Consider the following 11,467-nt stretch of genomic DNA (forward strand, 5'->3'; position numbering starts at 1 on the left):
GCTGAGGAGACCGAGACATGCTGGACATCGCCGAGGAACTGAACCGGTGGGTCGAGCAGGGCCGAGACTTCGCGGTCGCCACCGTGGTGGCGGTCGCGGGCAGCGCGCCCCGCGAGCCCGGCGCCGCGCTCGCGGTGGACGCCGACGGCACGGCCGTCGGCTCGGTCTCCGGCGGGTGCGTGGAGGGCGCGGTGTACGCGCTGTGCGAGCAGGCACTGCGGGACGGCGAAACCGTCCTGGAGCGTTTCGGCTACAGCGACGAGGATGCCTTCGCCGTGGGTCTGACCTGCGGCGGGACCATCGACGTCCTGGTCACCCCGGTACGGGCGGCCGACCCCGCCCGTCCGGTCCTCGCGTCCGCGCTCACCGCCGCCGCGCGGGGCGGGGCGGCGGCGTTGGCCCGGATCGTGAGCGGCCCGGCCGGGCTGACGGGCCGCGCGCTGACGGTCCGCCCGGACGGCTCGTACGAGGGCGGGTTCGGCGCCCACCCGGAACTGGACCGCACGGTCGCCGCCGAGGCGGGCGCCTTCCTGGATGCCGGCCGCACCGGCACGCTGGAAATCGGTGAGCAGGGCTCGCGTTGCGGAGCACCGCTCACCCTTCTGGTCGAGTCCTCGGTCCCTCCGCCCCGGATGATCGTCTTCGGCGCCGTCGACTTCGCGTCGGCACTGGTACGCGTCGGCAAGTTCCTCGGCCACCACGTCACCGTGTGCGACGCACGCCCCGTCTTCGCCACCCGGGCCCGCTTCCCCGAGGCCGACGAGATCGTCGTCGAGTGGCCCCACGAATACCTCGAGCGCACGACCGTCGACGCCCGTACGGTGCTGTGCGTCCTGACCCACGACGCCAAGTTCGACGTGCCGCTGCTGCGGCTCGCGCTGCGTCTGCCGGTGGCCTACGTCGGCGCGATGGGCTCCCGCCGCACCCACCTGGACCGCAACGCCCGCCTGCGCGAAGCCGGCGTGACCGACCTCGAACTGGCCCGCCTGAGGTCCCCCATCGGCCTGGACCTGGGCGCCCGCACGCCGGAGGAGACGGCCCTGTCCATCGCGGCGGAGATCGTCGCCGACCGCCGCGGCGGCACCGGGGTGTCCCTCACCGGCGCCCACACCCCGATCCACCACGACACCACGACGCCACCGACGGGCCGCATCGGGTCCGTGGCCTAGGGCTTGCCGGACACCCCCAGGGCCCCCGGGGCGTCACGGCTGCCGGAGCAGGCGGTTCACCGCCCGCCCGAACATCAGGCGGCCCGCCCGCGCCAGTGCCGCGTCGAACACGGCCGGGACGGCGCGGACGCGCACTTCCTCCCGCCAGATCACCCGCGCCCGGCCGCCGGGTCCCGGGCGGACCTCGATCTCCGCCCAGCCGCGCACGGCCCGGCCCCGCTTCTCCAGCCGGCAGAGGCCGGGGGAGTCGCCCGCGGGCGGCCGCCACACCGTCACTTCCATCGGGTCGTCGAAGGAGAGCGGGCCCAGTCCCGTGCGGGCGACGAAGGCGGTGCCCTCGCCCGCGGGCGGGGGAGTGGTCACCGTGATCCGGGTCAGCGGCACCACGTCGCCGTGGCGGGGCCATGTGGTGAGCCGCCGCCAGGCCTCGTCGAGGGGGAGGGGAACCGTGCGCTGGAGCTGGAAGGTGGCCACGGGGGAATCCTAGGAAACCCGGGCCGCCCGGCGGCGCATCCGGGTGCGGGTCACCCGGTCGGCCCAGTGACCGGCCTCGGTGACCGCCCCCGGCCGCTCACCGGTACACCGTGCCCGGCTCCGCCCTCCCCGGGGCGAGGAGCTGGGGAACCGTGACGAACACGTAGCCCCGTTTCTTCAGCGCGTCGATGACGCCGGGCACGGCGGGGACGGTCCCGTCGTAGATGTCGTGGAGCAGGATGATGCCGTCGCGGGAGGCCTGGGCGAGCACGCGGCGGGTGATGAGGGCGGAGTCGGTGGTCGAGTAGTCCTTCGCCGTCACGCTCCAGAGGATCTCCGAGAGGCCCAGTTCGCGGCTGATGCCGTGCACGGTGTCGTCCGTGCGGCCCTGCGGCGGGCGCATCAGGGTGGGGCGGCGGCCGGTGAGGCGTTCTATCGCCTCGTTGGTGCGCCGCAGCTCCTCGCGTATCTCCTCCGGCTCCAGCTCCGTCAGGATGCGGTGGGTCCAGGTGTGGCTCGCCACCTCGTGGCCCTCGTCGGCCATCCGCCGCACGAGCTCCGGATACGTGTCGATGTGCCCCTTGCCCAGCAGGAAGAACGTCGCCGGGACCTGCTGCTCCTCCAGGATGTCCAGCAGTCGCGCGGAGTTCTCGCCGGGGCCGGCGTCGAAGGTGAGCGCGATGCACTTGGCCACGCGGCAGTCGACGGTGCCGAAGCGGGCCTGGACGTCGGTGGTCCGGACGGCGCTGGGAGCGGTCGTCTCCAGTCGTGTGCACCCGCTCAGGGCCGGCGTCAGCGCCACGGTCACGGCCAGGGCCGCCGCCGCACGGAACGCGGTCCCCCGTCTTTTCATCTTCTTGGTCGGAGAAGGCATGCGCGGACTATACATAGCGTATATACACGAGATGTATAGTCCGTTTCGCGTGCCTCCGTCGGCGTGAACGCCGGGGTGTGAGGGTCGTCACTCGCCGGCGGGCGATGCCCGGCTCGATGCCCAGACGTGCTCAACTCGCCCGTATGGGACAAGCTGTGTCCAAGTGTTTGAGACAACCGCGAATGCGGCACCCGCGTCCCGGTAACAGCACCGAGCCACTCAGGGACGGAGCACAGCCCCGATGCGCCTCCTCGTGACCAGAGCCCGGAAAAGGGCGTGCGGATGACGTCGTACGCCGTCGTGATCCCCACCCTGGTGCGGGACACCCTCGCCGACTGCCTCGCCGCGCTCGCCGCGGCGACCGGGCCGCGTCCCGACGGCATCGTCCTCGTCGACGACCGCCCCGGGGCGGTGCACGCCCCCGACGCGCTGGGCCACGCGCTGAGCGTCCTGGGCGACCTGCGCGCACGCACCACCGTCCTGGCCGGCGGCGGACACGGGCCCGCCGCCGCGCGCAACACCGGCCTGCGCGCCGTCACGGCGCCCTGGGTGGCCTTCCTCGACGACGACGTCCAGGTGGGGCCGCACTGGTGCGCGCAGCTCGTGCGGGACCTGTCAGAGGCGTCCCCCGACACGGCCGGCGTCCAGGGCGTCATCACCGTGCCGCTGCCCGAGGGACGCCGCCCCACCGACTGGGAACGCCGCACGGCCGGGCTCGCCCGGGCCCGCTGGATCACCGCGGACATGGCCTACCGCACCGATGCCCTGAAGCAGGCCGGCGGTTTCGACGAACGCTTCCGCCGCGCCTTCCGCGAGGACGCCGACCTCGCGCTGCGCCTTCTCGACGCGGGCTGGCGCATCCGCCGGGGCCACCGCACCACCCTGCACCCCGTGCGCCCCGCCTCCCGCTGGGCGTCGGTGGGACAGCAGCGCGGCAACGCCGACGACGCCCTGATGCGCCGGCTGCACGGCCCCGACTGGTGGGACAAGGCGGTCGCGCCGCGCGGCCGGATCCGCCGGCACACCGCGATCACCGCCGCCGGGACCGCCGCCTGCGTCCTCGGGGCCACCGGGCACCGCCGCGCGGCGGCCGTCTGCGCCCTCGGCTGGGCCGCCGGTACGGCCGAGTTCGCCCGTGCCCGCATCGCCCCGGGACCGCGCACCCGCGACGAGGTGACGACCATGCTGGCCACCAGCGTGGTCGTCCCGCCCGCCGCGACCTGGTACCGGCTGGCCGGGGCCTGGCGCCACCGCAACGCCCACGCCTGGCGGGAGGTGCCCCGATGAGCCCCGTGCGGGCGGTGCTGTTCGACCGCGACGGCACCCTGGTCCACGACGTCCCTTACAACGCCGACCCCGGCCGCGTACGGCCCGTCGAGGGCGCCCGCGAGGCGCTGGACGAGCTGCGCGCACGCGGCATCCGCACGGGCGTCGTCACCAACCAGTCCGGCATCGCGCGCGGACTGCTCACCGAGGCCGACGCCCGCCGCGTCAACCGGCGCGTGGAGGAACTCCTCGGACCCTTCGACGTGTGGGCCCTGTGCCCGCACGGGCCCGACGACGGCTGCCCGTGCCGCAAGCCCCGGCCGGGCATGATCCTGTGGGCCGCCGGCCGCGTCCGCGCCGACCCCGCCGACTGCGTGGTCGTCGGTGACATCGGCGCCGACGTGGAGGCCGCCCGCCGTGCCGGCGCCCACGGCATCCTGGTCCCCACCCCCGAGACCCGCCCTGAGGAGACGGCCGCGGCCCCCCACGTGGCCCCGGATCTCCCGGCCGCGGTGCGCCTGCTCCTCGGCACCCCGCCGTGGGACCGCCCCGCGGGCCCACCGGCCCGCCACCCGGACCCGCGGCCGGGGCCCGGTCTGTGCGCGAGCGGCCCGACGGCGCACTCCGCGGCGGGCGGGACCGGGCGGCCGTACGACGCCGGCCGGTCCCCGCAGAGGAGGCGCGTGTGAAGGCCCTCGTCACCCGCCTCGACAGCTTCGGCGACGTTCTCCTCGCCGGGCCCGCCGTGCGCGCCGTAGCCGCCCGGGCCGACCGCGTCACCCTTCTGTGCGGGCCGCACGGCGCACCCGCCGCGGGACTGCTGCCCGGGGTGGACGAGGTGCTCGTCTGGGACTCGCCCTGGACCGGGTTCCAGCCGCCCGAGGTCAGCCGGGAGGAGATCGACCGCGTCGTCGGCGCCGTCGACGCCGACACCGCGCTGATCCTCACCTCCTTCCACCAGTCGCCCCTGCCCACCGCGCTGCTGCTGCGCCTGGCCGGGGTCCGCTTCATCGCCGCCGACAGCGAGGACTACCCCGGCTCCCTCCTCGACGTACGCCACCACCGCGCCCCGCACGCCCACGAGGCCGAGGCCGCGCTCGACCTCGCCGAGGCCGCCGGGTTCCCCCGGCCCGACGACGGACGGCTGCGGGTGCTGCCGCCGCCCGCGACCGAGGCGCTGACCGGCCCCGGCCCCTACGTCGTCGTCCACCCGGGCGCCAGCGTGCCCGCCCGCGCCTGGAGCCCCGGCCGGTGCGCCCAGGCGGCCCGCGAACTCGCCGCCGCCGGGCGCCGGGTCGTGGTCACCGGCGGCGCGGGGGAGCGGGACCTGACCGCGTACGTCGCCGGCGGCCACGCCCTCGACCTCGGCGGCCGCACCGGTGCCGCCGAACTCTCCGGAGTCCTCGCCGGCGCCGACTGCGTGGTCACCGGCAACACCGGCCCCGCCCATCTCGCCGCCGCCGTGGGCACCCCGGTGGTCTCCCTGTTCGCGCCGGTGGTACCCGCCGAACGGTGGCGCCCCTACGGGGTGCCGTACGTGCTGCTCGGCGACCAGCGGGCACCGTGCGCCGGCACCAGGGCCCGGCGGTGTCCCGTACCCGGCCACCCGTGTCTGGAGGAGATCACCGCGTACGACGTCGTCGCCGCCGTCGACAAACTCGTGGAGGTGATCCGGTGAGCCCGCGGCGCACCCCCGACGCCCCGCGGGGGCGGCTGCTCGTGCTGCGCGCCCTCGGCCTCGGGGACCTGCTCGCCGGGGTCCCCGCACTGCGGGCCCTGCGGCGGGCCTTCCCCGGGTACGAGCTCGTGCTGGCCGCGCCCGCCGGACTCGCGCCGGTCGCCGCGGCCACCGGAGCCGTCGACCGGCTGCTGCCCGCGTCCGCGCCCTCCCGCGCGGTGCCGCGCGCCCTGCACTGGACCGGTCCGCCCCCGGACGTCGCGGTGGACCTGCACGGCAACGGTCCCCCCAGCCACCGCCTGCTGCAGTCCCTGCACCCCCGGCGCCTGCTGGCGTTCGCGCACCCCGGGACCCCGGAGATCGAGGGCCCGCCGTGGTACGCGGAGGAACACGAACGGGACCGCTGGTGCCGGCTGCTCCGCTGGTACGGCCTTGACGCCGACCCCGCCGACCTGCTGCTGCCCCGCCCGCGGACTCCGTCCCCCGCCCCCGGCGCCGTCGTACTGCACCCCGGCGCCGGAGCCCCCGCCCGCCGCTGGCCGGCCGAACGGTACGCGGCCGTCGCGACCGCCCTGCGCGAGCGCGGCCTGCGGGTCGTGGTCACGGGCGGCGCGGACGAGGAGGACCTGGTGGCGCGCCTGGCCGCACTGGCCGGACTGCCCGGCGACGACGTCTTCCCCGGGGGCCTGCCCTTCGGCCGGCTCGCCGGACTCGTCGCGGGCTGCCGGGCCGTCGTCAGCGGCGACACCGGCATCGCCCACCTGGCGGTGGCCCACGCCGCCCCGACCGTCACACTCTTCGGCCCGGTCCCGCCCGCCCTGTGGGGCCCGCCCCGGCACCCGCGCCACGTCGCCCTCTGGCACGGCCCGCCGGGCGACCCCCACGGGCCGCGCCCCGACCCGGCGCTCCTGCGCATCACCCCCGCCGAGGTCCTGCGCGCGCTGGACCGCCTGCCCGTCACGCCGGCGGGCCCCCACGCACCACCGGAAGAGGTGACCACACGATGACCGTCCCGCCCGCGGACCACCGCCCCCTCGGTGTCGTCATCGCCACCCGGAACCGGTGCGACCGGCTCGCCGTGACCCTGCGCCATCTGCGGAAGCTGCCCGAGAGGCCAGAGATCCTCGTCGCGGACAACGCCTCCACCGACGGCACCCGCGCCATGGTCGCCCGCGACTTCCCCGCCGTACGCGTGCTGGCGCTCCCCGTCAATCACGGCGCCCTCGCCCGCAACCACGGCGCCCTCGCCCTCGGCACCCCGTACGTGGCGTTCAGCGACGACGACTCCTGGTGGGCGCCCGGCGCCCTCGGCCGGGCCGCCGAGCTGTTCGACGCCCATCCCCGGCTCGGCCTGATCGCCGCCCGCACCCTCGTCGGCCCGGCCGCGGACCCCGACCCGCTCAACGACGTCCTCGCCGGCTCCCCGCTCGGCCCGGCCACCGACCTGCCCGGCACCCAGGTGCTGGGCTTCCTCGCCTGCGGCGCCGTCGTGCGACGCAGCGCCTACCTCGACGCCGGGGGATTCCACCGGCTGCTGTTCTTCGGGGGCGAGGAGACCCTGCTCGCCTACGACCTCGCCGCGCGCGGCTGGGGGGTCAGCCACTGCCCCGACGTCGTCGCCCACCACCACCCGGCCCCCGCCCCCCGCGCCGGCCGCCCGGCGCTCCAGCACCGCAACGCGCTCCTGACCGCGTGGCTGCGCCGTCCCGTCCCGTACGCCCTCGCCCGTACCTGGGCCCTCGCCGCCGAGGCGCGCGGCGACCGCCACGCGCGGCGCGCCCTGCGCGAGGCCCTCGTCCGGCTGCCGGGCGCCCTGCGCGAGCGCCGGCCCCTGCCCCCGTGGGTGGAGAGGGCAGCCCGGCTGCTGGAGGGGACGGCCGCATGACCGACCCCCGCACCACCGTCGTCGTCATCACGTACAACCGGCGCCCCGAACTCCTGCGCACCCTGGGCCGCCTCGCCGCACTCCCGGAGCGGCCGCGGGTGATCGTCACCGACAACGGCTCCACCGACGGCACCGCGGAGGCCGTCGCCCGCCACCACCCCGACGTCCGGCTGCTGCGCCCCGGCCGCAACCTCGGCGCCGTGGGCCGCAACCTCGCCGTGCGCGAGGTCCGCACGCCCTACGTCGCGTTCTGCGACGACGACTCCTGGTGGGCCCCCGGCTCCCTGGCCGGCGCAGCCGACCTGCTCGACCGGAACCCGGCGCTCGGATCGGTCACGGCGCGGATCGTCGTCGAGCCCGGCGGCACCGAGGACCCGATCGTCCGCGAGCTGCGCGACTCCCCGGTGCCGGGCCCGTCCTGGCTGCCCGGGCCGGCCCTCGGCTCTTTCCTGGCCGCCGCGACCGTGCTGCGCACCGACGCCTTCCGCACCGCCGGCGGCTTCCACCCGCGGCTCTGGCTCGGCGGCGAGGAGGAACTCCTGGCCGCCGACCTCGCGGCCGACGGCTGGTGGCTCACCTACGCGGACCACCTGACGGTCCACCACCAGGCCTCGGCGGTCCGGGACGTGACCCTGCGCCGCCGGCACGGCATCCGCAACACCCTGTGGTTCACCTGGCTGCGCCGCCCGGCCGGCCCCGCCCTGCGCCGCACCCTGAACCTCGCCCGTACCGTCCCACGGGACACGGCGTCACTGCTCGCCTTCGCCGAGGCGGCGGCCGCCCTGCCCTGGATCCTGCGCGAACGCCGGGTCCTGCCCCGCGAGGTGGAGTCCCGGCTGCGTCTGCTGGAACCCGCCCAGCGCACCTCCACCGCGCGCCGCTACACCGGCTGAGGACCTGCCTTCCACGTCCCGGCACGCGCACCCGGCCCTCACCGCCCGGGCGTCCGCCCGTGGACCGGCACCCGCGCGCGGTGCGCGGCCGGGACCGGGCCGGTCCGGCCTCCCCGGGGGGCTGTGCCCCCGGACCCCCTTCGGCCCTGCACGGGCCTCGTCCTCGAACTCCCCCGGAGGGGGTACCCGCAGGACGGGCTGCCGGAAGCGCCGCGGATCGGGTGGCGTGGCGGAGTGTGGTGCGGCGGTGAAGGCCGGGAGGAGACCGCTCAGCCGCCGGACCAACGGCACAGCAGGCGGAACGCCGCGAAGAGGGTGAGGGGCCACAGCGCGGCGAACGCCCAGATCGCCCAGGGGGTCGAGGTGACGATGCCGGTCACCATCAGGGTGACCGACACCGCGAGGAGCCCGGCCACCGTCCACCCGCGCGGGCGGTAGGACGCGACGCGCGCGAGGAGGCGCGTGACGTCGGGCCCCCGGCGGACCCTCAGCGTGCGCAGCCGCCGGTCGAGCCGGCGGTCGCGGCGCAGTGTCCGCTCGATCTCGTCGAGGATGCGCTGTTCGTGCTCGGGAAGCCGGTTGATGGACACGTCTCCTCCAGGGACCACCGTGAGGACCGGGACGACCGCGAGGCACCCGGGTGCCCGGACGGCCGCCGCGCTAACCGGCGGTGGCACGGGGCGCGAGCACCTCCATCAGCCGGTCCGCGCCGTCCGGCACCCGGCCGTCCCGGAACGCGTCGCGCACCTGCCGTGCGGCCACCCGGCCCGAGGTCAGGCACCAGTCCCACCACCGCTCCAGCCGGCGCTCGTCGAGCTGCTCGGCGCCCAGCAGCGCGGGCCAGCCGCACGCGCGTGCCTGCGCGGTCACCTTGGCGCCGCCGATCACCGGGTCCACGGCCAGCACCGGGGTGCCGACCCGCAGGGCGAGCACCAGCCCGTGCAGCCGGTCGGTGACGACGAGGTCGAGGCGGGCCAGCACCGACTGCACCTGCGCGGGTGTCGCGCTCAGATGCCAGTCACGGGTGTCCAGGCGGGTCTCCAGCTCCAGCCGGGCGCAGTCCTTGCCGGCCAGCCAGCGGGTCACCCGGTCGGCGACCTGCCCGTGCCGCCGCTGCTCCCCGTACTCCTGCTGGCCGTGGGTGAGGATCACCCCGACCACGGGCCGCGCGGGCACCGCCGGCGCCCGTGCCGCCAGGTCCTCGGTCGGCTCGCTGCCGGGGGCGTCCCGTGCCAGCACGCGGTGGAAGCCCGTCGCGGCGGCGTCCGCCGGGTCGATCACCGAGGTCCCCACGGCGATCCGCACGCAGTGCGCGAAGCGCCGGTGCAGCTCCTCGACCTGCGGTCCGTGCAGGGGCCCGCACACGAACACCAGATGCGAGTAGTCACCGGGCCGCAGGCCGTCGAGGTGCAGGGCGTCCGGCAGGAAACCGGGGCTCCACGCGACGTCGTACGGCGTCCCGGAGGCCCGCAGCACCTCCTCCACCCGGCGCAGCGCCAGTACGTCCCCGGCGGTCGCCTCCCCGTCGCGGAAGCTGAACCACCCGGTCAGCAGGACCCTTCGGGGTCCGGAGGTCTCTTGTCCGTACACAGTGCCACCGAGTGCCCCGCTCCGGGGTGAGCCAATCGGCCCGGAGCGCGCTCACCCCGTCGCGCCGGTGCGGGCATCGAGGACAGATCCTGACCTCGATGGCCGGTAGCGTGACGGTATGACGAAGACGACGAAGCGGAGCGCCGCGCTCTCGCCGGCCGCCGTGCTCGGCCCGCGGGCCCTCAACCGGGCCACGCTCGAACGGCAGCTGCTGCTGCGCCGCTCGCCGATGTCGGCCGTGGACGCGGTCGGGCACCTGCTCGGTCTCCAGGCGCAGAACGTCAAGCCGCCCTACTACGCGCTCGCCGCCCGCCTCGACGGCTTCACGCCCGAGGCGCTGTCCCGGCCGATGGCCGACCGCGAGGTCGTCCGCATCGTCACCATGCGCTCGACCATCCACACGCACACCGTCCGCGACTGCCTCACCCTGCGGCCCCTGGTGCAGCCCGCCCGCGACCGGGAGCTCAACCAGTTCCGCGACGGGCTCACCGGCGTCGACCTGGACCGGCTCGCCGCCCTCGCCCGCGACCTCGTCGAGGCCGAGCCGCGCACGATGAAGGAGCTGCGCGAGGCCCTGCTGCAGGAGTGGCCCGGCGCCGACCCCGGAGCCCTCTCCATCGCCGCCCGCTGCAAGCTCCCCCTCGTGCAGGTCACCCCGCGCGGACTGTGGGGCCGCAGCGGACAGGTCCGGCTCACCACCGCCGGGCACTGGCTGGGACGCCCCGCCGAGCCGTCCCCCACGACGCCCGACGAGACGGTGCTGCGCTACCTGGCCGCCTTCGGCCCCGCCTCCGTCAAGGACATGCAGACCTGGGCCGGACTGACCCGGCTGCGCGAGGCCTTCGAGCGGCTGCGCCCCCGGCTCGTCACCTTCCGGGACGCGTCCGGAGCCGAGCTCTTCGACCTCCCCGAAGCGCCCCGCCCCGACCCCGGGACCCCGGCCCCGCCCCGCTTCCTCCCCGAGTTCGACAACCTGCTGCTCTCCCACGCCGACCGCACCCGCGTCGTGCCGCCGGAGTACCGGGGCCGCAGCTGGCAGGGGAACGTCGCGCACCGCACCCTGCTCGTCGACGGTTTCCTCGCCGGGCTGTGGCGGCTCGACGAGGACGCCCTCGTCGTCGAGCCGTTCGGCCGGCTCGACGCGGCGCGGCGGGAGGAGGTCGCCGCGGAGGGGGAGCGGATGCTCGCGGTGATGCACCCGGAGAGGGCGTACGACATCCGCTTCGGAACGGTGCGCGGGTGAGCCCGGACATGGAGAGGGGGCGCTGCGGGCTGCTCGTGGAAGCCCGCAGCGCCCCCTGGTTCACTGCCTGAGGGTCACTCAGGGAATCCGCGGTCCGTCACGCACGGACCCGCGCCGTCATGGACGGGTACGCGGACGTCGTGGTGGTCGTCCCGTCGGCGACGGGCTGCGGCGGAGGAGGCGGTGAGCAGCGCCGTCGTGGCTGCGGCGGCGGTCGCCGCAGGTACGGCGGCGGCCCGTCTGGCGCGGGTGAGCCCGGACATGGGTCTCCTCGGGGTTGCCGGTGGGGGTCGCGCGGAGCGGGGGCCGAACCTGAGGGCTCGGCCTCCGTGTGACCGGCGAGCGGCACGCGTATCACGCTACGACCCGGCGCGCGACCGGCCCAATGAGGGAAC

Annotated in this window: 13 protein-coding genes; 8 read left to right on the plus strand and 5 right to left on the minus strand. The window is 76.4% G+C overall.

The genetic code is table 11. From position 1 onward, the window contains the following. Nucleotides 1-17: 17 nt before the first annotated feature. Nucleotides 18-1,169 (plus strand): XdhC family protein, encoded by a 1,152-nt coding sequence (locus BU52_RS00580; RefSeq protein WP_037926069.1) that lies wholly within the window; start codon nucleotides 18-20, stop codon nucleotides 1,167-1,169. 33 nt (nucleotides 1,170-1,202) lie between these two features. Here the strand turns inward: BU52_RS00580 and BU52_RS00585 are convergent, their stop codons facing one another. Together BU52_RS00585 and BU52_RS00590 are read right to left on the minus strand one after the other, a co-directional pair. Continuing rightward, on the minus strand, nucleotides 1,203-1,643 hold the full coding sequence (locus tag BU52_RS00585) for an Immediate-early protein 2 (RefSeq protein ID WP_037926072.1): 441 nt from the start codon (nucleotides 1,641-1,643) through the stop codon (nucleotides 1,203-1,205). 97 nt (nucleotides 1,644-1,740) lie between these two features. Then, nucleotides 1,741-2,496 (minus strand): polysaccharide deacetylase family protein, encoded by a 756-nt coding sequence (locus BU52_RS00590; protein ID WP_078903054.1) that lies wholly within the window; start codon nucleotides 2,494-2,496, stop codon nucleotides 1,741-1,743. Nucleotides 2,497-2,799: 303 nt separating this feature from the next. Between BU52_RS00590 and BU52_RS00595 the strand changes: the two genes are divergently transcribed. From BU52_RS00595 to BU52_RS00620, 6 genes are read left to right on the plus strand one after another with little or no spacing between them, the layout of a single operon-like run. After that, nucleotides 2,800-3,804 carry a glycosyltransferase gene (locus BU52_RS00595; protein WP_037926075.1) on the plus strand — a complete coding sequence of 335 codons (1,005 nt, stop codon included), beginning with the start codon at nucleotides 2,800-2,802 and terminating at the stop codon, nucleotides 3,802-3,804. Beyond that, nucleotides 3,801-4,472, plus strand: coding sequence for a D-glycero-alpha-D-manno-heptose-1,7-bisphosphate 7-phosphatase (locus tag BU52_RS00600; protein ID WP_078903055.1), 672 nt, complete (start codon nucleotides 3,801-3,803; stop codon nucleotides 4,470-4,472). Before BU52_RS00595 ends, BU52_RS00600 begins: the two co-directional genes overlap by 4 nt. Further along, nucleotides 4,469-5,461 (plus strand): glycosyltransferase family 9 protein, encoded by a 993-nt coding sequence (locus tag BU52_RS00605; RefSeq protein WP_037927701.1) that lies wholly within the window; start codon nucleotides 4,469-4,471, stop codon nucleotides 5,459-5,461. The genes BU52_RS00600 and BU52_RS00605 overlap by 4 nt, the downstream gene beginning before the upstream one ends. After that, nucleotides 5,458-6,468: a glycosyltransferase family 9 protein gene (locus tag BU52_RS00610; RefSeq protein WP_037926077.1), complete on the plus strand. Its 1,011-nt coding sequence runs from the start codon at nucleotides 5,458-5,460 to the stop codon at nucleotides 6,466-6,468. The genes BU52_RS00605 and BU52_RS00610 overlap by 4 nt, the downstream gene beginning before the upstream one ends. Beyond that, entirely contained in the window at nucleotides 6,465-7,346 is an 882-nt protein-coding gene (locus tag BU52_RS00615) for a glycosyltransferase family 2 protein (protein ID WP_037926080.1), read from the plus strand. Before BU52_RS00610 ends, BU52_RS00615 begins: the two co-directional genes overlap by 4 nt. Further along, nucleotides 7,343-8,239 carry a glycosyltransferase family 2 protein gene (locus BU52_RS00620; protein ID WP_037926083.1) on the plus strand — a complete coding sequence of 299 codons (897 nt, stop codon included), beginning with the start codon at nucleotides 7,343-7,345 and terminating at the stop codon, nucleotides 8,237-8,239. The genes BU52_RS00615 and BU52_RS00620 overlap by 4 nt, the downstream gene beginning before the upstream one ends. A gap of 269 nt (nucleotides 8,240-8,508) precedes the next feature. Here BU52_RS00620 and BU52_RS00625 read toward each other — a convergent pair whose 3' ends face one another. Then, on the minus strand, nucleotides 8,509-8,829 hold the full coding sequence (locus tag BU52_RS00625; protein ID WP_037926086.1) for a DUF3040 domain-containing protein: 321 nt from the start codon (nucleotides 8,827-8,829) through the stop codon (nucleotides 8,509-8,511). A gap of 70 nt (nucleotides 8,830-8,899) precedes the next feature. After that, nucleotides 8,900-9,829 (minus strand): polysaccharide pyruvyl transferase family protein, encoded by a 930-nt coding sequence (locus tag BU52_RS00630; protein WP_037926089.1) that lies wholly within the window; start codon nucleotides 9,827-9,829, stop codon nucleotides 8,900-8,902. Nucleotides 9,830-9,947: 118 nt separating this feature from the next. On the opposite strand from BU52_RS00630, the gene BU52_RS00635 reads away from it, so the two are divergent. Then, a complete protein-coding gene (locus BU52_RS00635; protein WP_037926092.1) occupies nucleotides 9,948-11,072 on the plus strand; it encodes a winged helix DNA-binding domain-containing protein in 1,125 nt (374 codons plus the stop codon). Between the two features lie 74 nt (nucleotides 11,073-11,146). Here BU52_RS00635 and BU52_RS00640 read toward each other — a convergent pair whose 3' ends face one another. After that, on the minus strand, nucleotides 11,147-11,335 hold the full coding sequence (locus BU52_RS00640) for a hypothetical protein (RefSeq protein ID WP_037926097.1): 189 nt from the start codon (nucleotides 11,333-11,335) through the stop codon (nucleotides 11,147-11,149). Between the last annotated feature and the right edge of the window lie 132 nt (nucleotides 11,336-11,467).

Origin of the sequence: Streptomyces toyocaensis (assembly GCF_000725125.1) — a bacterium.
Classification (GTDB): Bacteria; Actinomycetota; Actinomycetes; order Streptomycetales; family Streptomycetaceae; genus Streptomyces; species Streptomyces toyocaensis.